The sequence below is a fragment of the Actinomadura sp. NPDC047616 genome, assembly GCF_040642915.1.
In the GTDB taxonomy this organism is placed as follows: domain Bacteria; phylum Actinomycetota; class Actinomycetes; order Streptosporangiales; family Streptosporangiaceae; genus Spirillospora; species Spirillospora miaoliensis.
In genome coordinates, this window is sequence record NZ_JBEYTB010000018.1 from 55,704 (window position 1) to 80,956 (window position 25,253).

Sequence of the window (25,253 nt, forward strand, 5' to 3'; positions counted from 1 at the left end):
TAGCCGCCGTGGCGCGTCGGTGCGTGGCCTCGGCGACGGACAGGTAGATCTGGGCCCAGGTCAGTACCTCGTCGCTGGTGATGTGGAACGCCTGGCGGACGGCCGCCGTGTTGGCCAGAAGCCCGGTGGCCGCGGGCGAAGTGGGGCAGCGGCGCCGCGCGGTGGCCGCCTCACCGGCGGGAGTGCGGGAGCGGCTGGCGCGGACATCAGGTACGGCACGCCCGCCGCGTACATGATCACGGTGCATGGTGCCGACCGTGCGGACCGGGTGCGCCCGCCGACCCGTTGTGGCCGGACGCGTTCGCGCCGAGGAGCGGGTAGCGCAGCGCCTTGGCCTGGAAACCGAGGGCGCACTGGCCCTGGTCACCGCCGACCAGGGCGCCGCCGGTGGAGTGGAGCATGGCGAACTCGCCGAGGATGCCGGGGCGCAGCAGCGCGGGACGGTCGTCCGAGCCGGACACCGCGGCCGCGTACATCGCGGCCAGCCCTCGGGCGCTGCCCACGCCCCCGGCCGAGGCCTGGCCGAGTACGCGTCTTCGAGTGGGAGGGCGGCGAAGGGGCCAGCGTTGGGCGCCCGGGGAGCCGCGCTGGCGGCGACCCTCGTCAGTGCGGCACGTCGGTGCGGGGTGTCGACCGGGGAGGAGAACGGCGCGGCGGTGCTGCGGGTGGCCAACACGGGCCGGCGTCCATCCCGTGGAGGGCAGCGGAGTGTGCGGCTGAGGAGAGGGACCGGCGGGCGCCACGTACAGGGGGACGCGGTGGGGTCATGCCTGGGCGGGGCAGCGACCGAACCATCTACTTAACATAATGTGCATTATCGACCATCCGTCGAGCCTGGGCGAGAGGGGCTCTGAACGGGCGCAACGCGCACCAGTCCGCCGGCGACGTTGAACCCCCGCGCGCGGAGTCCTGTGTGCGGAGTCGTCTTGCCCGCCCGGACGAGTCGACGGTTGCGACGTGCCCGCGGCGGGAATCGCCGGGGCGACGCCGCGCACGGCCAGTGCGGCATCCGGCTGCGCCAGGTTCACCAGGCTCGGGCATCAACGGCTTCAGTCGGACGGCAACTGTTTCGCTTCGTCGGGTGTGGGCGTGGTTGTCCTTGCCGTCCTGCAGCCACCCCGTGCAGCGCGCGACGGCGTGATCGGCGTGGCGGGCGTCAGGGTGTGGCGCGGTGTGGCTGCAGGGCGTTGATGTAGTCGACGAGCCTGACGCCGATGTCGAACGGCACGTCGGGCCCGTCCAGGTCGGGATCCAGCCAGGTCTCGGAGATCCGCCGCCACGTCGTCCGACCCAGGAACGCCCCGGCGACCGCGTCGTCGCCCAGGGCGGCCCGCCACCGCGGTTCGCGGGCGCGCAGGCCGTCCAGCAGCGCCTGGTTGTCGGCCTCGCGGGGATGTTCGGCGTGCCAGCCGATCTCCAGGGCCCTCACGCGGGCGTCGGTGACGATGTCGGCGGCCACGATCTGCGCCTCGTAGTGCTCCCTGGGCGGCGCGGCGTCGCCGTACCAGACCTTGACGCCGCTCGGGCGCACCTGCACGCGCAGTTCCCCGGCCGTTCTGGGCGCCGATCCCCTGACCACCTCGCCGACCTGGTCGAACAGTTCCTGGTCCGCCATCGCGCCGCGCCTCCCCGTCCCCCGTCCGCAAGGCGGCGCCGCCGTGCCGGTGATGCCGTGGCGCCCCTTCCATGATCTCATTCCGGCAAGGTGATCAAACCATACAGAAGATGGATTCTGAGTGGTTTATTGCGTTTTGTCGGGTTTGTGGGGGTGGTGGGGTCTGTCGGTGGCGGGCGGTAACGTGCCGCGGTGTGCGTCCCCGTGATGTCGAGCGTGTCACCGTCGCCCAGGCCGTGGACCGGTACGCCGAGATGGTCCGCGCCAAGTCCGTCACCGGCGCGTTGGCGCCCGGCAGCGCCGAGGTGTACGTGCGTGACGTGCACACCTTCGCCGAGCTGGCCGGGCCCGGCCGGGTGCTGGACGACCTGACCGGCGAGGACGTCGACCAGGTGCTGCTGGCGTTCGCCCGCAAACCCGACGGGCGGCGCCGCGGCCCCTCCCCCTCCCCCGGCGGCGGTGAGCGGGCGGCGGCCACGCAGAGCCCGGCGTCGCAGGCGCGGTTCCGCCGGTCGGTGTCGGCGCTGTTCCGGCACGCCGTGATCGCCGGGTGGGTGCAGCTGGACCCGATGGAGGCGGCGACGGTGCGGCCGCGGCAGCGGGGCGGGCTGCGCGCCGAGCGGCGGGCGCTGACCGCCGAGCAGGCCGAGGGGCTGCTGGGCGCGGCGCGTCGGCTGGCCGAGACGCCGGCCGAGCAGGGGCGGCGCCGTGACCAGCGTGTGGAGCTGCGGGACGGGCTGATCGTGCTGCTGCTGGCGGCGGTGGGGCCGCGGGTGTCGGAGCTGACCCGCGCCGACGTGGAGCACTTCTTCGTCAACGACGGGGTGCGGTACTGGCGGGTGTTCGGCAAGGGCGGCCGTACCCGGGACGTGCCGTTGCCGCGTCCGGTGGCGGAGGTGCTGGACGCCTATCTGGCCGAGGGGCGTCCCCTGCTGGATCGCGGCCGTGAACCCAGGGCGTTGCTGCTGTCGTGGCGGGGACGCCGGCTGGCGCGCGGTGACGTGCAGGCGGTGATCGACCGGGTGCAGGCACGGGTGGATCCGGAGCGGCGCCGTGCCGTCACCCCGCACGGGCTGCGGCACACCACCGCGACGCATCTCTTGGCGGCCGCGACCGACATGGACGCGGTGCGGCGTGTGCTGGGTCACGCCGACCTGTCGACGCTGGGCCGTTACCGTGACGAGCTTCCCGGGGAGTTGGAGGCGGCGATGCGGGTGCATCCGCTGCTGGGGCGCGTCGACTCGCGGCCCGCCGACCAGGAGCGGTGACGGGAGGTTAAGGGGGGCGCGGCGGGGGGTGGGTCAGATCCAGCCGAGCTGGGAGGGCTGGGGGAAGCCGCCCTGCCACAGGCCGTAGGCGGTCAGCAGGAGCAGGGCGCTGGCGAACGCGGTGACCAGGACGCCGCCGAGGCGGGTGCGCGCGGTCCAGCCCCAGGCGGTGAACGCGGCCGCCACGGCGATGCCCATGACGGCGGTGCCGCCTTCCAGGGAGTTGGTGGTGAACGTCACGCCGGTCAGCAGCGCGGCGGTGTGCGCCAGGACGCGTCCGGTCGTGCCGTGCGGGGCCGGGTGGTGCGCCAGGGCCGCGGCGAGGGACGCCACGACCAGGGCCACTCCCCCGTACCAGATGTAGTGGCCGGCGGTTTCGTCCCACAGGTGTGCGATGTCACTAGGTGCGTGGTTGCCGACGGAGTTGGCGGCCAGGTGGATGCCGTGGCCTTCGACGTAGGTGAGGGCGCCGGTCAGGTAGAGGGCCCAGGTGCGGCGGCCCGCTCCCCCGGTGTGCAGGGCGGCGGCGGTCGGGAGGAGGACGGCGTAGGGGGTGAGCAGGTCGATCCAGTCGGCCCAGCGGGTGGGGCCGACGGTGCCGAGCCAGGCCATGGCGACGCCGACGTGGTGGGTGAGGGCGTAGGTGATGGCGGTGACGGTCAACCAGAACAGGGGGCGTGCGTAGGCGGGCGCGGCGGGGGTGGTGGTGCGTGCGGTGTCGGCGGTGGACGGTGGGGGCATGGGCAGGGCTCCGACTGGTTCGGCACCGTGGGCGTGGGCGTCCATCATGGCGTCGCCGTGGCGGCGGCGGAACCGGGCGTGTGATTCCCCCCGGGCGTGAGTGCTGGGATGGGGGTGGTCGGGGCGCTGGTGGGCGGGTGGTTGGCCTCACCGTGCCGGGGTGCAGGTGGCGCCCATGGACCCGGTGGACCCGGCGGGATCGGCGGGGATCGCCAGCGTGCGGGTCGGCGGCGTGGGCGCCTCGGGCTGCGCCCTGAGTGTCGGCCGCGCCCGCAGGCACCGGCGCATTTCACACGGAGTGGCCCATGGCAGTGCCCGCCACCCGACGGCGGCTTCGGGTCGGCGGCGTCGTGTGGGGGGTGCGGGTTCGGGGCTGCCGGAGTGGGGCGGCGTGGTCGGTTTTCGGGGGCCGGGTGGCGGCGGTGGAGGGTGGGTGGTGTGGGTGTGCGGGGTGGTGTGCGTCTGGGCGGTAGCGTTTTCTCGTGTCGTCACCGTCTTCTCCTGCTGCTCGTACGTCGGTGTGGTTGCGTCCGGAGCGGCCGCCGCGTGACCGCAGGTTGAGCCGGGAGCGGATCGTCGGTGTCGCGGTGGGGATTCTGGACGCCGAGGGGCATCAGGGTCTGTCGATGCGGCGGGTGGCCACCGAGCTGGGGGTCACGGCCGGAGCGCTGTACTGGTATGTGGCGAACAAGGGCGAGATGCTGGAGCTCGCGCTCGATGCGGTGTTGGGTGAGATCTCGGTGCCCGCGCCGGATGTGGAGTGGCGGCGTGCCCTGGCGGACCTGGCCGGTAGTCACCGGCGGATGCTGCTGCGTCACCCGTGGGTGCTGACGGATCTGGCCGCACAGCCGAATCTGGGGCCCAACGCGCTGGCGTTGAGCGAGGCCGGGCTGTCCATCTTGGTCAGGGCGGGGTTCGCCGACGCGGATCTGGACGCCGCGCTCGCCGCCGTCAACGATCACGTGGTGGGGGCCGTGAGCGCCGAGCTGGCGTGGCGGGCGGCGATGGGGCCGGCCGAGGGCGGTCCGCAGGAGTGGGCGGAGCAGATGGACGGCTACCTGCGGCGTCTGCGAGCGGAGCATCCCCTGCTGGCCGGGCGGATGGCGGCGGCTTCGGGGGTTGACGTGCACGCCGAGTCCGAGCGTCGTTTCGGGTTCGCGCTGGAGTGCCTGCTGGACGGGTTGGCGGCGCGTCTCCCGCACTCGTAACGCCCCCTCGCAGGCGCCCCCTTGCGCGGACGCCCTCGTGGGCCCCTCGTGGCGGGTGTGCGGTGGCCGGGCGGGTGGCTACCGGGATAGGAGGGTGCGGGCGAGGTGGTAGGCCTCGGTGAGGTCGCCGCCGCGGTAGTCGAGGCTGGCCAGGCCGGACAGGTGGTGGTCGGCGTTGACGGCGACGGTGTGGGTGAGGTGGCGGAACAGCGGCGCGTCGGACATCGAGTCGCCGTAGGCGACGCAGCGGTCGCGGGGCAGGCCGTGGCGGCGGCGCAGGTCCTCGGTGAGGTGGACCTTGTCGTCGGGGGTGAGGATGGCGGCGGGGTCGAGCGGGGCGGTGAACGGCGGTGGGGGGAAGCGGGAGGCGATGACCTCGTCGAAGCCGAGGTCGAGCAGGTGGCGGGCGAAGAAGTCGGGTGACATGGTGATGACGGCGCTGTGTTCGCCGCGGGCGCGGATGTCGGCGCAGACGTCGGCGATGCCGTCGAGCCAGGGGGCGGCCGCGTAGGCGGCGGCGACGGCGTCGGGGGTCAGGTCGCGCCACAGGCGGTGGATGGCGGCGGAGAAGCCGCGGGTGTCGAGGGTTCCGGCGGCGAAGCGGGCTTCCAGTTCGTTCAGCTGCGGCAGGGTGCCGAGCTGGCGGGCCACTTCGAGGTTGGCGGTGGAGCCGGCGAGCAGGGTGCCGTCCATGTCGAAAATGTGCAGGATGCTCACAGGTGGGTCAGTGTGGACGGTGCGTGTGGTGGGGCGCCACCCTATTTCGCCGTGGCGTCGGGGCCGCCGGGGTCGTGGTGGTCCTTGTCGCGGGGTTTGTCGGGCCACACGGCGTAGGAGATCAGGACGGCGGCCCAGATGCCGAGGGGGGCGGCGGGCCAGTAGGTCTTCCACTCCCCCGCCTGCAGGCTGGTGGCGGCCCAGATGACGGTCATGATGAGTGCGCCGGCGGCCCAGTAGCCCCATTCGTCGAACCAGGCGCGTTTGTCGGCGCGGGCGCGTGCGGCGCGGCGGGCGGCGGCGGCCTTGGCCTGGGCGGCGCGGGAGACGGGCAGGTCGGCGGTGAGCGGGGCGAGCTGGGCGGTGGTGACGGCGGTGGCGGCCGCGTCGAGGCGGCGCTGGTATTCGGTGGTGTCGAGGGCGCCTTCGGCGAGGGCGTCGCCGAGGCGTTCGATGACGGCGGTGCGGTCGGCGTCGGAGGCGCGCATCGCCGGCGCGTGCGGCACGCCGTCCGGGGCGTCGTGCGGGGCGCGGTGCCGGGCGTCGTGTGGGAGGCCGTACGGGGCGCCGTGGGGGGTGTTGTGCATGGGGTGGTTTCTCCTGGGGGCCGGCCGTTGCTGTTGGGCGGTGGTGGCGGGGTGGTTCCAGGATGTGGGGGGCGGGAGCGGTGGATCGTCCTCCGGCATGAGGAACCTGGTGTACATCGTTCGCAGGACGCGGCGTGGACCTGACGAAAGTGGGGGGTGGTGGGCGCCGTTCGTCCGATGCCGCCAAGGGTGATCGTTTTCTAGCGTCAGTCGGCATGGACGCAGTGACGGATCTGGTGGGGCAGGTGCTGCACGCCGCGGTGACCTCTCCGTGGTTCTACGTGGCCCTGTTCGCGGTGGCGGTGATCGACGGGTTCTTCCCGGCGGTGCCGAGCGAGAGCATGGTGATCACGGGGGGTGTGTACGCGGCGTCGGGTGAGCCGGACGTGGTGGCGGTGGTGGTGCTCGCGGCGCTGGGCGCGTTCGTGGGCGACCACGTGTCGTATCTGGTGGGGCGTCTGTGGGGTGGGCGGCTGGTGGCGCGGGTGCCGCCGGGGTCGCGGCGTGGCCGGGCGCTGGGCTGGGCGCGTGGGGTGCTGGGTGAGCGGGGCGGGTTGATCCTGGTGGTGGCGCGGTATGTGCCGGGCGGGCGGACGGCGGTGACGATGACGATGGGGTCGGTGGGTTATCCGGCGCGGTCGTTCACCTTGTTCGCGGGGGTGGCGGCGGTGAGCTGGGCGGTGTACGGGACGGTGCTGGGCTACGTGGGCGGTGTGGCGTTCGAGCACGACCCGGTCAAGGGTGTGGCGATGGGGCTGGGGTTGGCGCTGGCGGTGACCGTGGTGGTGGAGGTGGTGCGGTATCTGCGGCATCGCCGTGGCGGCCACCGTCGTGGCGGGGAGGCGTCCGCGGGGCCGCTGGTGGACGTGGTGGAGGCGGACGCGGTCGCCGCCATGGCCGAGGACGCCGAGGACGCCGAGGACGCCGAGGACGCTGCGGGCGCGACCGGGGACGTGACCGGGGACGTGACCGGGGACGTGGCGGGTGTGGCCGCGGGCAGCGGCGGGGCCGCGGCGGGCCGGGAGACGGACGTGGGGCGCGTGCCGCCCCGCTGATCAACAAAGCCGGTGTTACGTGACATTCTCGACATAATCGTGAACGTCGGGTGAACTTCAGCAGTCTGGTGCAGGATCACATTTCGATGTGGATGTCACATCAATCGCTCCGAGCGTGAGGGAGAGCATGCGCGCGCCTGAGTTCAGCGCTGACTGGTACCGCGAGATCACCGAGTTCGCCCATGGCACGCCGTCGTGGGTGCATTCGGTCGCCGAGATCGGCACGGACGCGGGGCTGCTGGTGTTCGCCGCGTTGTTCGTGGCGGGCTGGTGGCGGGCCCGTGGCGGCGACGCGCGGGCGATGGGGCTGGCGTTGCTGGCGCCGGTGGCGGTGGTGGCCGCGTACCTGGTCAGTGAGGTGTCCAAGAGCGCGTTGCAGGAGGAGCGGCCGTGCCGTGCGGTGGCGGGCGCGATGAACATCGTCGCGTGTCCGGCGCCGGGCGACTGGTCGTTCCCCAGCAACCACGCCACGATCGCGGCGGCGTCGGCCGCGGTGATCGTGGTGGCGTGGCGGGCGATGGCGTGGCTGGTGCTGCCGCTGGCGGCGGTGATGGCGTTCTCCCGCGTGTTCGTGGGGGTGCACTACCCGCACGACGTGGCCGCCGGGTTCGTGCTGGGCGTGGTGGCGGCGCCGCTGGTGGCGGTCGTGCTGGTGCGTCTGGTCGCGCCGCTGGTGGTGGCGTTGCGGGGCGTGGCCGCGGGTGCGGTGCTGCTGGGCACCGGGGTTCCGGTCGAGACCGTCCCGGCCCCGGTCGTGGCGGGCGGGGTCGCGCACACGCCGCCGGCCGGCGACCCGGGGACGGCGGTCACCATGCCGGATGTGATGGCCGTCCCCGGCCGCAACCCCGAACCGCCGCGTCGCTGACCGCCCGCCACCACCGCGCCCGTGTACGTGCGCGGCGCACGGGCAACGGGGCGGACGCCGAAGACAAGGGGCCGTTCTCGCGGGAGCCTTCCCGCGAGAACGGCCCCTGATCGTTGGTCGAGGGGTGACCGGGGACGCGCAGGTCAGGGGGCGGAGGCGTCGTCGCCGACCAGGCCGGCCTCGTAGGCGACGATCGCGGCCTGCACCCGGTTGCGGACCTCCAGCCGCGTCAGGATCGTGCTCACGTACGCCTTGACGGTGCCTTCCACCACGTGCAGCCGGGAGGCGATTTCGGCGTTGGACAGTCCGGCGCCCACCAGCGCCAGCACCTGCCGTTCGCGCGGTGTGAGCGCGTCGACGCGGCGGCGGGCGTGCGCGCCGTGCGCCATGCGCCCGCCGCGCATCTCGGTGATGACGCGGTGGGCGACCTTGGGTGACAGGTAGGCGGCGCCGCCCGCGACGGCCCGTACCCCGGCGATCAGTTCGTGCGGGTCGCCGGACTTCAGCAGGAACCCGCTGGCGCCGCCGGACAGGGCGCGGGCGATGTACTCGTCCTCCCCGAACGTCGTCAGGATGACCACGGCGGTGCCGGGGGCGGCGCGGCGCAGTTCGGCGGCCGCGGCCAGGCCGTCCAGCCGGGGCATGCGGATGTCCAGCAGCGCCACGTCGGGGCGGTGGCTGCGGGTCAGCTCGATCGCCTCGCGTCCGTCGCCGGCCTCGGCGACGACCTCGATGGCGGGGTCGGCGGTCAGGATGGCCCGCACCCCGGCGCGGATCATCGCCTCGTCGTCGGCGAGCAGTACGCGGATCACCTGGTTCCCTTCCCGGGCGGCCGGCCGTTGGTCGTGCGGTCACCGGCCGTCGTGCGGTCATCGTGCGGCATCGTACGGTCATAGACGGTCGTGGATCGTGGACGGTCGTGGGACGCCGCGAACGTGCGGCCCGGCCGTCTCTCCTACCGTCCCGTCCCGTCTCGTTCGGGGGTGTCAGGGGCGTTCGGGGGCCCGGGGCCGCCGGGTGCGTACAGCACCTGTTTGGACGACAGGCGCCTGTCGGCGAAGCACAGCCGGTACACCTTGTACAGGCCCAGCACGTTGGCGTCCGGCCGGTAGTAGTGGCAGTCCGCGCCGGGCGGCTCGGGGTACCAGGTGCGGTAGGCGTCGGGGTTCATCAGCTCCTCGCGCGGCAGCACCTGCATCACCTGGGCGCTGTCGTCGCCCGCGCGCAGCGCGGCGAAGTCGGACGGCCGCAGCACCGAGTTGAGCGTCATGTAGACGTAGTAGCCGACCATCACGGCCGACAGCGCCGCCAGCAGCGCGGCCGGCACCGCGATGGCGTGCACGAGCCGCTGCTGCAGCTGGCGGCGCTGCCTGGCCAGGTGACGCGCCGACTCCGACACCGCCCCCGCGCCTGAGCCTGAGCCTGGGGCTGGGGCCGGTGCAGGGTCGGCGGGGGTGGCGGGCAGGTCGGCGGTCACCTCGAACCCGCCGCCGCGGGGGGGACCGGCGCGCAGGACGCCACCGGCCAGGCGGACCCGCTCGGCCAGCCCGGTCAGCCCGTGCCCGCCGCCCGCCGGCAGCGGCCGCGTCCCGGTGGGCGGAGCCTGGTTGGACACCGTCACCGTCACCCCCGACGCGTGATGCCTCACCCGGACCCGCACCGGCGCGCCGGGGGCGTGCTTGGCGGCGTTGGTGAGGGCCTCCTGCACCACCCGGTACACCGCCAGGCGCACCATCGGCGCCAGGTCCGCGGGCTCCTCCCCCGCGCCCGCCGTATCCCCAGCCGCATCCCCGGGAGGGGCGGCCGGCGAGGGGTCTTCGACGAGTTCGACGGGTATGCCCGACGCGCGGGCACGCGCGGTCAGCTCCGCCACGGCGTGACCGACCGGTACGTCCCGCACGGGCGGATCGTCGGCCGGCACTCCGCCGGCGGCGCCGGGCGGGGCGTCCTCGCGCAGCACGCCGATGATCTGCCGCAGGCGTTCGGTGGCCTCGGCCGCGCCGGCGCGCAGGTCGGCGGCCGCGGCGCGGTGGTGGTCGTCCAGGCCGGGCGCGACCTGCAGGGCGCCGGCGCGCACCGCCAGCAGCGCCAGTTCGTGGCCGAGGGAGTCGTGCATGTCCTGGGCGATGCGGGCGCGTTCGCGCAGCCGTTCGCGTTCGGCGACGATGCGTTGCTCGCGTTCCAGCTGCTCGGCGCGTTCCCACCCGGCGTGCAGCAGCTGGCGGTACTGGCGCCAGTAGCGGCCGACCATCCAGGGCAGCACGCCCAGCAGCACCAGCCAGATCGTCAGCGGGAACCAGACGGTGACGTCGATGCCGCGGATCAGGTTCAGCGTGGTGCCGGCCACGAAGATGCCGGTGAACCCCCACAGGACCGGGCGGGCGTGGGTGCGGCGCAGCCCGGTCTGATATGCCAGGACCGGCAGGGCGAACACGAAGTTGCCGTGGACGGCGATGAGCGCCGTCCCGGTCACCAGGGCCGTCAGCGGCCAGGCCCGGCCGACCGCGATGGCCGCGCCCAGCACCAGCACCCCGGCGAACTCCAGCCACCAGCGGGCCTGGCCCGCACGCGCGGGCAGCACGGTGCCGACCACCATCGGGAACGACAGCGTCGCCCACAACAACAGGTCCAGCCACGCCGCGCGCCGCGACGGCCGCGCCAACAGCCCCGCCGGCACCCCCCACCAGTCCCGCCGCTGCCGCCGATCCGGCCGCGGGTCGCCGTCGCGGGGTGGCCGCGGGGACGCCGCAGACGCGTCGGGCGGGGCGGGACCAGGCCGCGGCAGGGCCGGGGAGGTCGGGTCGTTCATCCGGCCCACGGTACAGGCCGTCCAACTGCGGTGATACTGCCGAAAGTCAAGCCCTGCCCGCCGGGGCGCGGGCGCCCCGGCACAGCATGTCGGCTCGCCCTGACGCACCCGGTCCGCGGCGGGATCCGGGCCGTTCGAGGGTTGATCACTGGTGGGGGCGCCGCTCAACTACGGTGGTGCCGTGACAGTGACCCGATGGGCGCGGGGACGCACCGCCGACCTGCTGGTCGCGGCGGCCACGACGGTGGTCTTCCTTGGGTGGTCGGCCGCCGTCGCGCGCCCGCAGGACCGGCCGCTGTGGCCGGGCGGCGCCGTGCTGATCGTCCTGATGTGCGGGATCTGGGCGCTGCGGCGGCGGCACCCGGTGCTGGTGGTGGCCGTGGTAACGCTGGCCGTGCCGCTGTACTACCCGATGGGCTACCCCGACGGGCCCGTGGCCCTCGTGCTGCTGCCGGCGCTGTTCAACGCGGCGACGCGCTGCCGCCTGGCGGTGCCGCTGGGCGCCGTGATCGTCGTCAACTGCGGGTTCGTGGTCGTGGGGGTGCTGCGCTCGCAGGGCCGCCTGGACGGCCGTGAGGCGGTCGTCAACGGTGAGGCGGTCGGCGCGCTGGGCGTGGTGCTCCTGGTCACCGTGGGGATGGGCCAGTACGTGCGGGCGCGCCGCGCCGAGCTGGCGGCCGCCGAGCGGCGCGCGGTCGAGGCCGAACGCGACCGCGAGGCCGAGGCGCGGCGCCGCGCCACCGAGGAACGGCTGCGCATCGCGCGGGAGCTGCACGACGTGCTCGCCCACCAGATCTCACTGATCCACGTGCAGGCCGGGGCGGCGCTGCACCGCCGTGACGACGCCGACCAGGCCTACGCGTCGCTGGAGGCGATCAAACAGGCCAGCAAGGACACCCTGCGGGAGCTGCGGGCGGTGCTGGGCGTCCTGCGGCACGTCGACGACACCGGCCCCTCACCGGCGTCCAGCACCACACCGCCGGCGCCGCCGGCGGGAACGGTGGGGACGGTGGGGACGGCGGTGGGGGCGCCGTCGCTGGAACTGGCCGGGCAACTGGTCGCGCGGACCCGCGCCGCAGGGCTGGCGGTGCGGCTGACCGGCGACACCGACCCGGAGTTCCTGGGCTCCCTGCCCGCGCCGGTGTCGGCGGCCGGGTACCGCATCGTCCAGGAGGCGCTGACCAACGTGGTGCGGCACGCGCACGCCTCCTCGGCGACCGTGCGGATCACCCGGGCCGACGGCGCGGTGGTGCTGCAGGTCGACGACGACGGCGCCGGGCCGTGCGACCCGGCCGCGCTGGAACGCGGCAACGGGCTGCGCGGCATGCGCGAACGCGCCGCGGCGGTCGGCGGACGCGTCAGCGCCGAGCCCGGGCCGTCCGGCGGGTTCCGCGTCCACGCCCGCCTCCCCCTCCCCCACGCCCCGCAACCGACGACCAGACCGGCGACCAGACCGGCGACATGAAGGAGAACAGTTGATCCGGGTGCTGCTGGCCGACGACCAGACGCTGGTCCGGGCCGGATTCCGCTCCATCCTCGAGGGCGAGGACGACATCGAGATCGTCGCCGAGGCCGGAGACGGGCAGACCGCCGTCGACCTGGCCGCCAGCCTGCGCCCCCGCGTGGTGCTGATGGACATCCGCATGCCCGTCCTGGACGGCCTGGAGGCCACCAGGCGCATCGTGTCCGACCCGCGCCTGACGGACGTCAAAGTGGTGATCTTGACGACGTTCGACCTGGACGACTACGTCTACGGCGCGATCAAGGCCGGGGCCAGCGGCTTTCTGGTCAAGGACACCGAACCGCCCGAACTGATCCACGGTGTGCGGGTGGTGGCGCGCGGGGACGCGTTGCTGGCGCCCACGGTGACGCGCCGCCTGATCGCCGAGTTCGCCGCCCGCATCACCCAGCCCCCGCCCGCCGTCGAGCTGAACCTGCTCACCGACCGCGAACGCGAGGTGCTGGAGCTGGTCGCCGCGGGCCTGTCCAACGAGGAGATCGCCGAACGGCTCGTCCTCAGCCCCGCCACCGCCAAGACCCACGTCAGCCGCATCCTGGCCAAACTCCACGCGCGCGACCGCGCCCAGCTGGTGGTGCTGGCCTACGAGAGCGGCATGATCCGCCCCGGCTGGCTCAGCTGAAAAGCACGACCCGCCCCCAACCCGCTGACAGATGCCAGCAGGTGGGGGGCGGGCCACGCGGAATGCGGTCAGGCGTCCGGGCCGGCGTCCGGGCGGGCTTCGGGGCGGCGGCGGATCTTGCGCCAGGCGGTGCGGATGTAGCCGTTGATCCGTTCGCTGACGCGCCGCGCCGCGGGGAACTCGGTGCCCAGCAGTCCCAGCCCGGCCAGGATCGCCACCACTCCCGGGCCCGGCAGCACCAGCATCGCCACACCCGCCGCGATCAACGCCACTCCGGCGATCGCGACCGCCACCTTGCGCAGCAGGCGCCAACCCATGGCACGGCCCGTCCGCGGCGCCGACGCGACCTCACCGCCCCCCTCGGCGTTCCCCGCGCCGGAATCGGCGGCGGGGTCGGCGGCGGGGGCGGGGTCGGCATGGTGGCGGGTGTGGGTGGCGGTCACAGGGCCTCCTCACTGGGACGACGGGCATCACGACTTGCTCCTACAGACGATCGAAACCGTCCCCGCGGCCCCCACCGCACCCCGTCTGTGACCATCACCACACCCCGCCGCGCCTCTCCCTGGCCCGCTCACCGAACACCGGGCACGGGACCTCGGGTACGAGACGCCGGGCACGGGACAGGGACACAGGTCGGGACAGGCAGGTGAAGGGGGGCGCGGTCAGGGGACGGGGACCTCGACGTAGCCTTCGGCGCCGCGACGCAGCTCGGCGCGTCCCCCCGTCACCTGCGCCACCCACGCCCCGAAATCCTCCAGCTCGGCCACCGCGACCGGCACGTCGGCCTCCACCAGCCGCCCGTAACGCACCTGGGAGGGCTCACGGCCCCGCCCGTGCAGGTCGCCCAGCAGCCGCCCCGCCAGCGCGTGATCGGCGCACACCGTCACCGTCACCACCGGACGCAACTCCACCACGCCCACCGCGTCGACCGCCTCGGCCACCGCCTGCCCGTAGGCGCGCACCAGCCCGCCCGCGCCCAGCTTCACCCCGCCGAAATACCGGGTGACCACCGCGACGACCCCCGTCAGGCCGCGCCGCACCAGCACCTCCAGCATCGGCACGCCCGCCGTACCGGACGGCTCCCCGTCGTCGCTGCTCTTGGTGATCTCTCCGTGCTCGCCCACCACGTAGGCGGTGCAGTTGTGCGTGGCGTCGCGATGCGCCCGCCGGTGCGCGGCGATGAACGCCACCGCCTCGGCCTCGGTCCGCACCCGGGCCAGCGTGCAGACGAAACGGGACTTGCGGATCTCCAGCTCGTGACGACCCGCCTGCTTGATCATGCGCATGGTGTGACCTCGAGTCTACGCCTCCCGGCCGCTGCATGCCGTTGACGACATATTCCGGCAGCGGCATATTGGGTGCGGCGCGGGCGCCTCACGGTGAGGGAGAGGTCATGACCGACGACGGCACCGCCCTGCACGGGAGCGGCGACGACGAGCGGGCCCTGAGACGCCGCTACGCCGACCTCATCGGCTGACCGCCGCCCCGCCACGGACAACACCGTCCGGACGACGCACTCAAGGCGGTGTCGTCAGGACGCCGGGCCGCCGTCGATCATCCCGATCACGTCGGCGATCGACGGCACCACGTGCGAGGGACGGAACGGGAACCGCTCCACCTCCTCCTTACGCGTCACCCCGGTCAGCACCAGGATCGTCTCCAGCCCGGCCTCCACCCCGGCCACGATGTCGGTGTCCATCCGGTCACCGATCATCGCCGTGCTCTCGCTGTGCCCGCCGACCACGTTCAACGCCGTGCGCATCATCAGCGGATTGGGCTTGCCGACGAAGTACGGCTGCACCCCCGTCGCCTTGGTGATCATCGCGGCGACCGCGCCGCACGCCGGCAGCGACCCCTCCATCGACGGGCCGATCGGGTCCGGGTTGGTCGCGATGAACCGCGCGCCCCGCTCGATCAGCCGGATCGCCTTGGTGATCTGGGAGAAGCTGTAGGTGCGGGTCTCCCCCAGCACCACATAGTCCGGGTCCAGGTCGGTCAGCACGTACCCGACCTCGTGCAACGCCGTGGTCAGCCCCGCCTCGCCGATCACGTACGCCGACCCCTCCGGACGCTGGTCCTGCAGGAACCGCGCCGTCGCCAGCGCCGAGGTCCAGATCGACTCGACCGGCACGTTCAGCCCCACCGCCGCCAGCCGCGCCGCCAGGTCCCGGCGGGTGTAGATGGAGTTGTTGGTCAGGATGAGGAAGCGTTTGCCCGAGGCCTCCAGCCGCCGGACGAACTCGTCGGCGCCCGGAACGGGCTGCCCCTCATGTACCAGGACACCGTCCATGTCCGACAGCCACGACTCGATCGGCTTACGCACACTCATGTCCTCATTCTCGCAGGTCTGGATCTTTCCCCGCACCCCTCGCGCGCCGCCGGCACCCGGAGTGCGACACCACACCCTGCCCCCTCGCGGCCCTCCCATGCCCGCCACCGCGATCCCGTCACCGAAAGTTCGCCGCCCCGCCGCCCGCCGTCCCGGGCCGCGGGGACCCTGCTCGCGAGTATTAGCGCTAGGCCGTGACAGCTCGTGCTGGCCGGAGCATTCGCTCGTCTTCGCTGGTCAATGCGTACGGCGGCGGGGTGCCAGGACCTCGGTGACGGCATCGGCGCCGGGTTTGACGTAGCGCAGAGCGGTGCGGGGGTTCTTGTGCCGAGTCTTGCCCATGATGAGCTGCAGCGGCACTTCGGCGTCGCCGAGGTGGGTGGCGTCGCCGTGGCACAGCTGCTAGTCGACCTGATCGGCAACCAGATCGGTGACCGTACTGGAGGCGTCAGTAAGACGGACGGACAGACGGGCACCCTTGTCAGCCTCGGTGAACACCAGCAGGGCCTGGTTCTCGCTTACTTGTCCCGAACCCAAGGCGTGGGCTGCGTGCAGTTCCCAGCCGACAGCTGCCCGAGCCGCTGCGGGCGGCCGGCGAGGACTTCCTGCCGGGCGTCGTGCGGCGCAGGCGGCCCGCCGGAGCGGACCGCCGCGACGCTCACCGCCGCCGGGCGTGCCGCCTTCGCCGCCTACCGGGCGGAGCGGCGGGCCACCGCGGAGAGCAAGGGGAACTGGCTCTGAGCCGCGAAGGCCGGCGCTACGGAGTGAGGACCACCTTGTTGCACTCGTCCTGCTTGTTCTTGAACAGCTCGAACGCGCGCGGCGCCTCGCTGAGCGGCATCCGGTGCGAGATGACGAAGCTCGGGTCGATCTCCCCCGCGCGGATCCGGTCCAGCAGCGGCCCCGTGTAGCGCTGCACGTGGCACTGGCCGGTGCGGATGGTCAGGGACCGGTTCATGACGGTGCCCATCGGGAACTTGTCCACGAACCCGCCGTAGACGCCGATGACGGACACCACGCCGCCGTTGCGGCAGGCCATGATGGCCTCGCGCAGCACGTAGGGGCGCTCGGTCTCCATCCGGGCGGCCTGCTTGCCGCGGTCGTAGGCGTACATGGCCGGAGTCGGGTGGTGAGCCTCCATGCCGACGGCGTCGATGCAGGCGTCGGGGCCTCGCCCGCCCGTCATGTCGCGCAGCGCGTCCAGCACGTTCACCTCCTCGTAGTCGAGGACCTCGGCGCCGGTCTGCTGGGCCCGCCTGAGCCGGTACGGGAACCGGTCGATGACGATGACCCGGTCCGCGCCGAGCAGGAACGCGCTGGCCGCGGCGAGCTGCCCGACCGGCCCCGCACCCCAGATCGCGATCGTCTGGCCCGGCTTGATGTCGCACATCTCCGCGCCCATGAAGCCCGTCGGGAAGATGTCCGACAGGAACAACACCTTCTCGTCCGGCAGGCCGTCCTCGATCTTGACGGGACCGACGTCGGCGAACGGGACGCGCACGTACTCGGCCTGCCCGCCGGCGAAGCCGCCCAGCATGTGGGAGTAGCCGAAGATCCCGGCGGGCGCGTGGCCCATCAGCTTCTCAGCCATCCCGGCGTTGGGGTTGGAGTTCTCGCACAGCGAGTACAGCTCGGCCTCGCAGGCGAAGCAGGCGCCGCAGGCGATCGGGAACGGCACCACGACGCGGTCGCCGGCGCGCAGGTTACGCACACCGGGGCCGACCTCGACGACCTCGCCCATGAACTCGTGGCCGAGCACGTCGCCCTTCTTGACGGTCGGGATGTAGCCGTCCACGAGGTGCAGGTCGGAGCCGCAGATCGCGGTGGAGGTGACGCGGACGATCGCGTCGCGCGCGTTGAGGATCTGCGGGTCGGGGACGTCGCGGACCTCCAGGTGGTTGCGGCCCGTCCACACGTTGGCCTTCATGCCCGTCCTCCAATCGGCTGTGCGGGATGCTGGCGGAGCTGGCGCAGGGCGCGGTGGCCCTCGGGGCTGCCCTCGGAGCGGACCACCTCGCCGGTCTCCATGACCTGCTTGAAGCGGCGCAGGTCGTCGCGGGCCTGCTGCTCGGGGTGCTCGCCGAACATCCGGGCGACGGCGGCGGCGAGCTTGCGCCCGTGCATGCCGTACTCCAGCGAGACGTCCACGACGGTGCCGCGCCCGCCGGGCCCGTCGGTGAAGCTGACCCGGCCGGCGGTGGGGACGCCGGTGCCGGGCACGGACCGCCAGGCGATGAGGTCGCCGGCCCGCTCGTCGATGATCTCGGCCTCCCACTCCAGGTCGACCACCGGGCCCTTGGCCTTCCAGCGGGAGCGGCGCTGGTCGAGGGAGCGCACCGAGTCCAGGTGGACCATGAACGAGGGCAGGTTCTCCAGCTCCCGCCAGAAGCGGTAGACCTCCTCGCGCGGCTTGTTGATGGTGATGGAGGCGCGCACCTGCAGCGGGCCCTTGGCCTTGGCGGTGCCGCGCCGGGCGCAGACGGCGTCGAGGGCGGCGATCCCGGCGACCGCGCCGAGCGCAGCCAGCGCGCGGGCGCGGCGAGTGCCCGCGCGGTTGGCGGCGGCCCTGCCGAGGACGCCGAGGTCCATCGTGTCGCCGGCGACCCTGGTCCACGCCCACCGGGCGGGGTTCTTGGCGCCGAGCAGCAGCGCGGCGTGCAGGAGCTCGCGCCCGCCGACGAGCCTGGCGACGGTCGCTGCCCCGGGCGCGTCGTCGACGCCGCACAGGCTGGTCACGGCCCTGGGCGCCGCCAGTTGCGCCGTGCCCAGCGCGAGGCTGGTCCACCCGAGCGCACGGGCGAATCTGTCGGTCATCATGCGTCCTAACACAGGTTGTGGTGGCATGTGTGTACGCCGCAGGCGGCCCCCAGTCAGCCGGCGCCCCTGCGTCCTCCGTCCCCTGCCCCTGGCAAAACCGATGACACCAGGGGATCCAGGCACGAAATTGCACGTCGCCTGAATTACCGTCCACGGCGGGCTGCACATCCCGCGCCCGGCCCCGCCCTCGCTCCTCCGCAACCACCGCATCATTACCGGGGCGGCGCCATGACGCCTGAGGTCCTCCACCAGCCGCTGCGCGCCGGCGGCCTGTCCCTGTGGGAACTGGGCGACCTGCTCGGCATTCACCCGCACCAGCTCCACCCCGACGAGCTGGCGGACCGGCCGGTGCGCGTCCTCATCGACCTGATCCCCGCCCTGGACGCCGTCCTGGGCAACCAGCGCACACCCCACCCGCACGCCCCGACGACACCTCAACCGCCGAGAGCGTCCGCATCCGCGACGCCGAGATCGTGCTCACCGCGCTGGCTGCCGCGCACCCGCAGCCCCTCAGCGCCGACCATCTGGCCGATGCCCTCGGCCGGCCCCTGCCCCGCCTCCACCACGCCCTCGCGCATCTACGAGCAGCAAAGCGCCCCCCACCGGATCGCCACCTGAGACCCCTCCGAGCCAACCGACCACCGCTGGCAGGCCTACTGCACCGCCGCACGCGTCGAGATCGACATCCACCGGCCACACCACGCCCACGCCACGCCCACGCCACCGAACTCATCGACGCCGTCGTCTCCATCAAGGCCGTCCTCCGCCGCGGCGAGCCGACCTCCGCAAAGGTCACGCCGACACCGGACCCGCCGCCCGTCGACGCACACGCTGACCCGCCACGTTGGCGATTACCGCCACGATCAGGTCCGACTCCTCCTCGGAGGCCCGCCTGCCGACGTCGCAGGAACGCCGACACGGTGGGGCGGAACGCCGGCACGGTGGGCGGCGGAGGTACGGTGACGCGGAAGATCGCTGGCCATGGGGGCGGGGCGCCTTCTACAGTGGCCCCTCGTTGATCGCGGACGGGTGGTCGGGGCGCGGGCGCCGCCGACCGGTCCCGGCCCGCGACCGCACCGTCCTGCCCACGTCGAAAGGGAACAGCCCGTGAGCGAGCCGTCCGGTGAAACCGTCCCCGGCGTTCGTGCGATCAACCCGCCGGAGCTGGCGCCCGGCCCCGGCTACAGCCACGTCATCAGCGTCGACACCCCGGGCCGCCTCGTGGTGATCAGCGGGCAGATCGCCCTGGACGCCGACGGCGCCCTCGTCGGCCCCGGCGACCTGCGCGCCCAGACCCGGCAGGTGTTCACCAACCTGCACACCGCGCTGACCGCCGCCGGCGCCGACTGGCGGCACGTGATCAAACTCGGGTACTTCGTGCGGGACGCGTCCCAGGTCATCGCCGTCCGCCAGGTCCGCGACGAGTTTCTGCCGCCGGGGGTCGCGCCCGCCAGCACCCTGGTGGAGGTGGCCCGCCTGTTCCGCGACGACCTGCTCATCGAGGTCGAGGCGCTGGCCGTCGTGCCCGCCTGACCCGCCCCACCTGCCCTGCGCCGCCGCCACAGCGCGCCGGAAAAGACAGCGCGACGGAGAAGAAAAAAGGGGGGTGCGCGGCGTGATCGCCGCGCACCCCCCCGCGCTCTGCGCCCCCGAGGACCCGCAGGCCCAGGATCAGACACGCACCCCGTAGTCGGAGGCGATGCCCGCCAGGCCCGAGGCGTAGCCCTGCCCGACCGCGCGGAACTTCCACTCGCTGCCGTGACGGTAGAGCTCACCGAACACCATCGCGGTCTCGGTGGAGGCGTCCTCCGACAGGTCGTAGCGGGCGATCTCGTTGTTGTCGGCCTGGTTCACCACCCGGATGAACGCGTTGCGGACCTGGCCGAAGTTCTGCTGGCGGCCGTCGGCCTCGTAGATGGACACCGGGAACACGATCTTGTCGACCTCGGCGGGCACCGTGGCGAGGTTGACCTTGATCTGCTCGTCGTCGCCCTCGCCCTCACCGGTGAGGTTGTCGCCGGTGTGCTCGACCGACCCCTCGGGGCTCTTGAGGTTGTTGAAGAACACGAAGTGCTTGTCCGACAGGACCTTGCCGTCCTGCGAGCACAGCAGGGCGCTGGCGTCGAGGTCGAAGTCCGTACCGGTAGTGGTCCGCACGTCCCAGCCCAGACCCACCACGACCGCGGTCAGTCCAGGAGCCTCCTTGGTCAGCGAGACGTTGCCGCCCTTGCTCAGACTGACTCCCACTGTGTCTCCCTCCATATCGGTGTCCGCGCGGGCCGCCTCGCCCGCGCGGTCTGTGTTGGGTCAAACGGTAGTCACCCGGCCACGGTTCCCCGGTGCACTTGGCAGATCTCCGCGCGCCGGACGACACGCCGTACGAAACGCCGGACGACACGTGCCCGACGATACGCCGTGGGCGGTCAGGGCACGTCAGGCGTCCAGGACGAACGAGGCCGGGGCGGTGATCTCGGCGGGCAGGTCGAGGGCCTGGGCGTACTCGGCCGCCCGCGGCATCACCTCGTCGCACACCCGCCGCCGCAGCTCCTCGACACGGTCCAGCAGCCCGGCCGCCGCCACCCCCTTGTTCAGCAGCGCCCCGGCGCGCCGCTCGGCCCACCGCAGCGCGTACAGGCGCAGCAACGGCGCCACGGCCGGGTCCGACGCGCACGCCTCGGCGGCGATCTCCAGCAGGACGCGGTCGGCGCACGCCGTCGCGGTCCGCGCGGCCAGCGCGAGGTTGTCGTTCCAGGCGGTGAAGGCGTCGGCTCCGTCCCGCCGCGCCGCCCGCACCCGCGCCGCCAGCCGCTCGCGCGACGCCCGCTCCAGCGAACGCGCCAGATGCGCCCGCCCGATCAGCGTCTCGGCGGACGGTGGGGCGGCCTGCAGCAGCGCCATGCCGCCGCCGTGGCCGTGCCGGGCCAGCACGCGCACCGCGCCCACCGCCAGGCGCGCGCCGTCGGTGACGCTGAACGCGCCCGCGCACACCAGCGCGGCGATCTCCCCGAAGCTCTGCCCGACCGCGAACGCCGGGGCCACGCCGCCCGCGCGCAGCACCCGCTCCACGGCGACCGAGGTGGCGTAGTCCGACAGCTGCGGCACGCCGGGCGTGGCGGCCGCGGCGCGGTAGGACGCCGGATCGTCCAGCAGGACGCGCCGCAGCGACGGCCATCGGCGCGGCAGCCCTTCCTGCACGGCGTCCAGCACGTCGGCGACGATCCTGCGCGCGGCGCGACCGGACCCGGCCAGCGCCCAAACCGCCGGCGCACCGGCCGCCCCCGTCCCCGGGAACAGCAACGCCCACCCGTCATCCGGCAGCGCGCCCGGTCGCCCGTCCGGTGGCGTGTCCGGCAGCGTGTCACGGGGTCTTGATCCGGGCGGTGACGGGGAGTGCAGGGACGACACGGCGGTCTCCTCACTCCGGCGGCCGGTCACCTTCGCAACTAAAGTGCGCAGAGCCGCCGAATATGGAGCAAAAGTTACAGGCGATTACTCACTCGCGAAATCGGCCTGACAACCGTCCGTACGGCACGACTTCCCGGCACCGGCGAACACCCCGGCCGACCGGCGGAAGGAACCGCCGCCCGTACCACCTTCCCCCCTTCGGGGTTCCCGCCGCGCGCCGCGAGTCAGGACTGCTCGGGAGGGGTGGTGTAGAAGGCGAAGACCCGGTCGGCCGCCGCGCGGGCCGCCTGCGGGTCCGTGCCCGCCTGGACGCTGGCCTCCCGCCACCGCTCGCTGCTCTCCTGGTAGAACCGCACGCCCTCCGGCGAGGTCATCCAGGCCGCCGCCTCCTGCTGGTCGACGGGCCGGCCCGTGGCCATGTGCAGCGCCAGGCCCATCAGCGCCCCGTCCCACCCGATGCCGACGGCGCCGGGGCCGAACCGCGCCCACATCTCGTCGTCGACGTGCGCGACGTGCTCCAGCTCCAGCCGCGTGCCGCCCTCCTCGGCGGGGGTCAGCCGCACCTCGATCCAGCTGACCTCCCCGCCGAACTCCCAGGTGGCGGTGAAGCTCTTGGGCGGGTCGCAGCGCTCGATCGTCCCGCCGGCGTTGCCCTCCAGCTGGAAGCGGCCGCCGGCCCGCAGGTCACCGGTGACCGGCAGGAACCAGCGCGGGATGCGCTCGATGTTGGTGCAGGCGTCCCACACGTCCTCCATCGGCGCCGGATAGGTCTGCGCGATCGTCAGCACCCGCGCCTCCCCCGCCTCCAGCGTCCGGGTGCCGATGGTGCGGGTCACCGCGTTGATCTGCTCACTGACCTCGATCATGAGGGCTCTCCTTGTCAGAGTCGATGGCGCCGCGGCCGGTGTCACCGCGACCCCCAGTCACCAGGGTCACCGCGACCCGGGTCCCTGCGACCCGGATCACGGCGCCGTGTCACCGCGCCCGGTGTGGTCACCGCGACCGATGTCGTCACCGCGGCCGGCGGACTCGCGCAGGCGGCGTTCCCGCCGCCCCCGCGCCAGCTCGGTGCCCAGCGCGTCCAGGTGCGGCGTCCAGAACCGCCGGAACCGGTCCAGCCAGGCGTCCACCTCCCGCAGCGGCGCCGAGTCGACCGCGTACAGGCGGCGGGTGCCCTGCGCGCGCACCGTCGCGAACCCGGACTCGCGCAGCACCTTCAGATGCTGCGACACCGCCGGCTGGGAGATCCCGAACTCGTCCCGGATCCGCTCCGACACCGCGCCGGAGGTCATCTCCCCCTCGGCCAGCAGTTCCAGGATCCGGCGGCGGACCGGGTCGCCGAGAACGTCGAACGCGTGCACGGACCGAAACTATCGACCCCAACTTATTAAAGTCAAGCCTTATATAAGGCGGTGCTTCATCCGACGGTGACGCGGTCCGCCAGCAGCTCCAGCGCGCGGTCCACGTCGGCCTCCTTCGTGTACAGGTGGAACGAGCAGCGCAACCGCCCGGCCCGCACCGAGGCCACCACGCCGTGCTCGCGCAGCAGCTCGGCCGTCCCCTCGGGCACCGGCACCGACACGATCGCCGAATCCCCCGGCTCCAGGCCAAGGCCCGCGCGGAACCGGTCGGCCATGGCCAGGTTGTGCCGGTGGACGGCGTCCACGCCGACCCGCTCCAGCAGCTCCAGCGCCGGGGCGTGCCCCGCCCAGCTCTGCCACGCCGGGGACATGTCCAGCCGGCGCGCGTCGCCGGCCAGCCGCAGCGGCAGCCCGTACAGCGACTCCCACACCTGCGCCCCGGCGTACCAGCCCGCCGCCACCGCCGGCAGCTGCGCCAGCAGCTCCCGGTCGCCGGTCAGAAAGCAGGTGCCGCGCGGGCCCAGCAGCCACTTGTACCCGCCGACGACCAGCAGGTCGACGCGGTCGACGGGCAGCGGCAGCCACCCGGCGGCCTGCGTGGCGTCCAGCAGCACCCGCGCCCCGTGCGCGCGGGCCGCCTCGATCAGATCCTCCATGGGGGCCAGGCGGCCGTCGGCCGACTGCACCGCCGACACCGCCACCAGGTCGACCGTGCCGTCCACCGCCTCGGCGATCGACTCCAGCGGCACCGGCCGCACCCGCAGCCCCGGCCGGGCCGCGAACGGGAACAGCACCGAGGTGAAGTCCTCCTCGGCGACCAGCACGGTCGCGCCGTCGGGCAGCCAGGAGGCCACCAGCCCCACGAAATACGACACCTGCGGCCCGATCGCCACCCGCTCGGCGGGCACGCCGACCAGCCGGGCGAACGCGCCCCGCGCCCGCGCCACCACCTCGTCCATCTGCCCGGTGGTCATCCGCCCGGCCGCGCGGTCACGCTCGGCCGCCAGCATCGCCTCGTGCGCCGCCCGCGGCGGCAGCCCGTAGGCGGCGGTGTTGAGGTAGGTGACCTGGGGGGCGAACTCGCGCCGCGCCCGGTCGATGTCGATCGAAGCAGTCATGCCCCGATCATCGGCCACCCCGCCGCCATAACACAAAGGACTATCTTCGAGGCCAGACCCCAACATCATTGATACCTTGCCGGCATGCTGGACCTCAACCGCGCCCGCATCCTGCGCGAAGTCGCCCGGCTCGGCTCGATGACCGCCGCCGCGCGCGCCCTGTCCTACAGCCAGCCGGCGATCTCCCACCACATCGCCCGGCTGGAGGCCGAGGCGGGCACGCCGCTGGTGGTGCGGCACGGCCGCGGCGTCCGCCTCACCGAGGCCGGGCGGATCCTGGTCGAGCACGTCGACGACGCCCTGGCGCGCATGGCCGACGCGCAGGAGCGGCTGGCGGCCATCGCCGGGCTGCGCGCCGGGCGGGCCCGCGTCGCGGTGTTCCCCACCGCGGCCGCCGCGCTGCTGCCCGACGCGCTGGCCGCGCTGCGCACCCGCGCCCCCGGCGTGACGGTGTCGCTGACCGAGGCCGAACCGCCCGGCGCCGTGGCCGCCCTGCGCGCCGGGGAGGCCGACCTGGCCGTGGTGTTCGCCTACCCCCACACCCCGCCCGACGCCGGCACGCGGCTGCGGCAGGTCCCGCTGTTCGACGACCCGATCCGCCTGGTGCTGCCCGGCGACCACCCGCTCGCCCGCGCCGACCGCGTCCACCTGGCCGACCTGGCCGACGAGACCTGGGCGTCGGGCTGCGAACGCTGCCGCGGCCACCTCCTGCGCGCCTGCCGGGACGCCGGGTTCACCCCGCGCGTGGCGTTCGCCACCGACGACCACATCGCCGTGCAGCGCCTGGTCGCCCGCGGCCTGGCCGTCACCGCACTGCCCGGCCTGGCCCTGGGCCTGCACCGCGAACCGCACGTCGCGCTGCCGCCCGCCCCCGAACTGGGACGACGCCACGTCAGCGTGCTGCTGCCCGACGCGCCCCGCCCGCCCGCGGTGTCGGCGCTGCTGGACGAACTGTGCGCGGCCGCCGACACCCTGACGAACGACACGCTGACGAACGAGCTCCCGGCGAACGAGCCCCCGGCGAACGACACGCTCACGGACGGCACGCTGACGGTCGGCACGCTGACGGTCGGCACACGGGCAGGCGGTATCCGGCCGGGCGACCCCTCGGAAACGGCCGGCACCTGACAGCCGGCACCTGACGATCAGCGCGTCAAAATCTGCCCGTCAAAACCTGCCCGTCAAAACCTGCCCGTCAAGACCTGCGCCCCGCCGGC

The 25,253-nt window shown here is 73.6% G+C and carries 28 protein-coding genes; 11 read left to right on the forward strand and 17 right to left on the reverse strand.

What is annotated here, in order from left to right:
- Positions 1-236: 236 nt before the first annotated feature.
- Both ABZ801_RS33805 and ABZ801_RS33810 read right to left on the reverse strand, forming a co-directional pair.
- On the reverse strand, positions 237-503 hold the full coding sequence (locus tag ABZ801_RS33805) for a hypothetical protein (protein WP_360705831.1): 267 nt from the start codon (positions 501-503) through the stop codon (positions 237-239).
- 653 nt (positions 504-1,156) lie between these two features.
- Positions 1,157-1,615, reverse strand: coding sequence for a hypothetical protein (locus ABZ801_RS33810; protein WP_360705834.1), 459 nt, complete (start codon positions 1,613-1,615; stop codon positions 1,157-1,159).
- A gap of 194 nt (positions 1,616-1,809) precedes the next feature.
- Between ABZ801_RS33810 and ABZ801_RS33815 the strand changes: the two genes are divergently transcribed.
- Entirely contained in the window at positions 1,810-2,883 is a 1,074-nt protein-coding gene (locus tag ABZ801_RS33815; RefSeq protein ID WP_360705837.1) for a tyrosine-type recombinase/integrase, read from the forward strand.
- A gap of 33 nt (positions 2,884-2,916) precedes the next feature.
- Here ABZ801_RS33815 and ABZ801_RS33820 read toward each other — a convergent pair whose 3' ends face one another.
- Positions 2,917-3,624: a hypothetical protein gene (locus tag ABZ801_RS33820; protein WP_360705840.1), complete on the reverse strand. Its 708-nt coding sequence runs from the start codon at positions 3,622-3,624 to the stop codon at positions 2,917-2,919.
- 587 nt (positions 3,625-4,211) lie between these two features.
- On the opposite strand from ABZ801_RS33820, the gene ABZ801_RS33825 reads away from it, so the two are divergent.
- Positions 4,212-4,832, forward strand: a complete 621-nt coding sequence (locus ABZ801_RS33825; protein WP_344942928.1) for a TetR/AcrR family transcriptional regulator — start codon at positions 4,212-4,214, stop codon at positions 4,830-4,832.
- 78 nt (positions 4,833-4,910) lie between these two features.
- On the opposite strand, the gene ABZ801_RS33830 is transcribed toward ABZ801_RS33825, so the two are convergent.
- Both ABZ801_RS33830 and ABZ801_RS33835 read right to left on the reverse strand, forming a co-directional pair.
- Complete coding sequence (locus tag ABZ801_RS33830) at positions 4,911-5,549, reverse strand: HAD-IB family phosphatase (RefSeq protein WP_344942925.1); 639 nt, start codon at positions 5,547-5,549, stop codon at positions 4,911-4,913.
- Positions 5,550-5,590: 41 nt separating this feature from the next.
- On the reverse strand, positions 5,591-6,136 hold the full coding sequence (locus ABZ801_RS33835; protein ID WP_360705843.1) for a DUF1707 domain-containing protein: 546 nt from the start codon (positions 6,134-6,136) through the stop codon (positions 5,591-5,593).
- Between the two features lie 215 nt (positions 6,137-6,351).
- On the opposite strand from ABZ801_RS33835, the gene ABZ801_RS33840 reads away from it, so the two are divergent.
- Together ABZ801_RS33840 and ABZ801_RS33845 are read left to right on the forward strand one after the other, a co-directional pair.
- Positions 6,352-7,191 (forward strand): DedA family protein, encoded by an 840-nt coding sequence (locus ABZ801_RS33840; protein ID WP_360705844.1) that lies wholly within the window; start codon positions 6,352-6,354, stop codon positions 7,189-7,191.
- Between the two features lie 127 nt (positions 7,192-7,318).
- Entirely contained in the window at positions 7,319-8,056 is a 738-nt protein-coding gene (locus tag ABZ801_RS33845; protein WP_344942916.1) for a phosphatase PAP2 family protein, read from the forward strand.
- Between the two features lie 143 nt (positions 8,057-8,199).
- Here ABZ801_RS33845 and ABZ801_RS33850 read toward each other — a convergent pair whose 3' ends face one another.
- Together ABZ801_RS33850 and ABZ801_RS33855 are read right to left on the reverse strand one after the other, a co-directional pair.
- Entirely contained in the window at positions 8,200-8,868 is a 669-nt protein-coding gene (locus ABZ801_RS33850) for a response regulator transcription factor (RefSeq protein WP_360705847.1), read from the reverse strand.
- 143 nt (positions 8,869-9,011) lie between these two features.
- On the reverse strand, positions 9,012-10,865 hold the full coding sequence (locus tag ABZ801_RS33855) for a histidine kinase (RefSeq protein WP_360705850.1): 1,854 nt from the start codon (positions 10,863-10,865) through the stop codon (positions 9,012-9,014).
- A gap of 181 nt (positions 10,866-11,046) precedes the next feature.
- On the opposite strand from ABZ801_RS33855, the gene ABZ801_RS33860 reads away from it, so the two are divergent.
- The gene (locus ABZ801_RS33860; protein ID WP_360705852.1) at positions 11,047-12,330 is read left to right on the forward strand and encodes a sensor histidine kinase; all 1,284 of its coding nucleotides are present in this window, start codon (positions 11,047-11,049) and stop codon (positions 12,328-12,330) included.
- Between the two features lie 10 nt (positions 12,331-12,340).
- Positions 12,341-13,006: a response regulator transcription factor gene (locus tag ABZ801_RS33865; protein ID WP_344942903.1), complete on the forward strand. Its 666-nt coding sequence runs from the start codon at positions 12,341-12,343 to the stop codon at positions 13,004-13,006.
- A gap of 68 nt (positions 13,007-13,074) precedes the next feature.
- Here the strand turns inward: ABZ801_RS33865 and ABZ801_RS33870 are convergent, their stop codons facing one another.
- Both ABZ801_RS33870 and ABZ801_RS33875 read right to left on the reverse strand, forming a co-directional pair.
- Positions 13,075-13,449 carry a PGPGW domain-containing protein gene (locus ABZ801_RS33870; protein ID WP_360705854.1) on the reverse strand — a complete coding sequence of 125 codons (375 nt, stop codon included), beginning with the start codon at positions 13,447-13,449 and terminating at the stop codon, positions 13,075-13,077.
- Between the two features lie 219 nt (positions 13,450-13,668).
- Complete coding sequence (locus tag ABZ801_RS33875; RefSeq protein WP_360705856.1) at positions 13,669-14,292, reverse strand: YigZ family protein; 624 nt, start codon at positions 14,290-14,292, stop codon at positions 13,669-13,671.
- A gap of 41 nt (positions 14,293-14,333) precedes the next feature.
- On the opposite strand from ABZ801_RS33875, the gene ABZ801_RS33880 reads away from it, so the two are divergent.
- Positions 14,334-14,483, forward strand: a complete 150-nt coding sequence (locus tag ABZ801_RS33880) for a hypothetical protein (protein ID WP_360705859.1) — start codon at positions 14,334-14,336, stop codon at positions 14,481-14,483.
- 54 nt (positions 14,484-14,537) lie between these two features.
- On the opposite strand, the gene ABZ801_RS33885 is transcribed toward ABZ801_RS33880, so the two are convergent.
- On the reverse strand, positions 14,538-15,335 hold the full coding sequence (locus ABZ801_RS33885) for an HAD-IIA family hydrolase (protein WP_344942892.1): 798 nt from the start codon (positions 15,333-15,335) through the stop codon (positions 14,538-14,540).
- A 240-nt stretch (positions 15,336-15,575) separates the two neighbouring features.
- Here ABZ801_RS33885 and ABZ801_RS33890 point away from each other — a divergent pair, with 240 nt between their 5' ends.
- Positions 15,576-16,076 carry a hypothetical protein gene (locus tag ABZ801_RS33890; protein ID WP_360705862.1) on the forward strand — a complete coding sequence of 167 codons (501 nt, stop codon included), beginning with the start codon at positions 15,576-15,578 and terminating at the stop codon, positions 16,074-16,076.
- Between the two features lie 16 nt (positions 16,077-16,092).
- On the opposite strand, the gene ABZ801_RS33895 is transcribed toward ABZ801_RS33890, so the two are convergent.
- On the reverse strand, positions 16,093-17,262 hold the full coding sequence (locus ABZ801_RS33895; protein ID WP_360705864.1) for a zinc-dependent alcohol dehydrogenase: 1,170 nt from the start codon (positions 17,260-17,262) through the stop codon (positions 16,093-16,095).
- On the reverse strand, positions 17,259-18,149 hold the full coding sequence (locus ABZ801_RS33900; protein ID WP_360705867.1) for an SRPBCC family protein: 891 nt from the start codon (positions 18,147-18,149) through the stop codon (positions 17,259-17,261). Before ABZ801_RS33900 ends, ABZ801_RS33895 begins: the two co-directional genes overlap by 4 nt.
- Before the next feature lie 231 nt (positions 18,150-18,380).
- Between ABZ801_RS33900 and ABZ801_RS33905 the strand changes: the two genes are divergently transcribed.
- Together ABZ801_RS33905 and ABZ801_RS33910 are read left to right on the forward strand one after the other, a co-directional pair.
- Entirely contained in the window at positions 18,381-18,770 is a 390-nt protein-coding gene (locus ABZ801_RS33905) for a hypothetical protein (RefSeq protein WP_360705870.1), read from the forward strand.
- A 489-nt stretch (positions 18,771-19,259) separates the two neighbouring features.
- Positions 19,260-19,685 carry a RidA family protein gene (locus ABZ801_RS33910; RefSeq protein WP_344942880.1) on the forward strand — a complete coding sequence of 142 codons (426 nt, stop codon included), beginning with the start codon at positions 19,260-19,262 and terminating at the stop codon, positions 19,683-19,685.
- Between the two features lie 138 nt (positions 19,686-19,823).
- On the opposite strand, the gene ABZ801_RS33915 is transcribed toward ABZ801_RS33910, so the two are convergent.
- From ABZ801_RS33915 to ABZ801_RS33935, 5 genes are all read right to left on the reverse strand, one after another.
- Positions 19,824-20,399: a TerD family protein gene (locus ABZ801_RS33915; RefSeq protein ID WP_344942877.1), complete on the reverse strand. Its 576-nt coding sequence runs from the start codon at positions 20,397-20,399 to the stop codon at positions 19,824-19,826.
- Between the two features lie 186 nt (positions 20,400-20,585).
- Entirely contained in the window at positions 20,586-21,557 is a 972-nt protein-coding gene (locus ABZ801_RS33920) for an acyl-CoA dehydrogenase (RefSeq protein WP_360705872.1), read from the reverse strand.
- Between the two features lie 224 nt (positions 21,558-21,781).
- On the reverse strand, positions 21,782-22,423 hold the full coding sequence (locus tag ABZ801_RS33925; protein ID WP_360705874.1) for an SRPBCC family protein: 642 nt from the start codon (positions 22,421-22,423) through the stop codon (positions 21,782-21,784).
- Between the two features lie 96 nt (positions 22,424-22,519).
- On the reverse strand, positions 22,520-22,918 hold the full coding sequence (locus tag ABZ801_RS33930; protein WP_360705877.1) for a metalloregulator ArsR/SmtB family transcription factor: 399 nt from the start codon (positions 22,916-22,918) through the stop codon (positions 22,520-22,522).
- A gap of 56 nt (positions 22,919-22,974) precedes the next feature.
- Positions 22,975-24,036: an aminotransferase class V-fold PLP-dependent enzyme gene (locus tag ABZ801_RS33935; RefSeq protein ID WP_360705879.1), complete on the reverse strand. Its 1,062-nt coding sequence runs from the start codon at positions 24,034-24,036 to the stop codon at positions 22,975-22,977.
- 84 nt (positions 24,037-24,120) lie between these two features.
- Between ABZ801_RS33935 and ABZ801_RS33940 the strand changes: the two genes are divergently transcribed.
- On the forward strand, positions 24,121-25,164 hold the full coding sequence (locus tag ABZ801_RS33940) for a LysR family transcriptional regulator (RefSeq protein WP_360705882.1): 1,044 nt from the start codon (positions 24,121-24,123) through the stop codon (positions 25,162-25,164).
- Positions 25,165-25,253: the final 89 nt, after the last annotated feature.

Bases quoted from the DNA above. Each gene is read 5' to 3' on its own strand.
- ABZ801_RS33810 (WP_360705834.1), bottom strand. From the start codon at position 1,615: ATGGCGGACCAGGAACTGTTCGACCAGGTCGGCGAGGTGGTCAGGGGA.
- ABZ801_RS33820 (WP_360705840.1), bottom strand. From the start codon at position 3,624: ATGCCCCCACCGTCCACCGCCGACACCGCACGCACCACCACCCCCGCC.
- ABZ801_RS33835 (WP_360705843.1), bottom strand. From the start codon at position 6,136: ATGCACAACACCCCCCACGGCGCCCCGTACGGCCTCCCACACGACGCC.
- ABZ801_RS33840 (WP_360705844.1), top strand. From the start codon at position 6,352: ATGGACGCAGTGACGGATCTGGTGGGGCAGGTGCTGCACGCCGCGGTG.
- ABZ801_RS33845 (WP_344942916.1), top strand. From the start codon at position 7,319: ATGCGCGCGCCTGAGTTCAGCGCTGACTGGTACCGCGAGATCACCGAG.
- ABZ801_RS33855 (WP_360705850.1), bottom strand. From the start codon at position 10,865: ATGAACGACCCGACCTCCCCGGCCCTGCCGCGGCCTGGTCCCGCCCCG.
- ABZ801_RS33875 (WP_360705856.1), bottom strand. From the start codon at position 14,292: ATGCGCATGATCAAGCAGGCGGGTCGTCACGAGCTGGAGATCCGCAAG.
- ABZ801_RS33885 (WP_344942892.1), bottom strand. From the start codon at position 15,335: ATGAGTGTGCGTAAGCCGATCGAGTCGTGGCTGTCGGACATGGACGGT.
- ABZ801_RS33890 (WP_360705862.1), top strand. From the start codon at position 15,576: ATGCGTACGGCGGCGGGGTGCCAGGACCTCGGTGACGGCATCGGCGCC.
- ABZ801_RS33895 (WP_360705864.1), bottom strand. From the start codon at position 17,262: ATGAAGGCCAACGTGTGGACGGGCCGCAACCACCTGGAGGTCCGCGAC.
- ABZ801_RS33900 (WP_360705867.1), bottom strand. From the start codon at position 18,149: ATGACCGACAGATTCGCCCGTGCGCTCGGGTGGACCAGCCTCGCGCTG.
- ABZ801_RS33905 (WP_360705870.1), top strand. From the start codon at position 18,381: ATGACGCCTGAGGTCCTCCACCAGCCGCTGCGCGCCGGCGGCCTGTCC.
- ABZ801_RS33925 (WP_360705874.1), bottom strand. From the start codon at position 22,423: ATGATCGAGGTCAGTGAGCAGATCAACGCGGTGACCCGCACCATCGGC.
- ABZ801_RS33935 (WP_360705879.1), bottom strand. From the start codon at position 24,036: ATGACTGCTTCGATCGACATCGACCGGGCGCGGCGCGAGTTCGCCCCC.
- ABZ801_RS33940 (WP_360705882.1), top strand. From the start codon at position 24,121: ATGCTGGACCTCAACCGCGCCCGCATCCTGCGCGAAGTCGCCCGGCTC.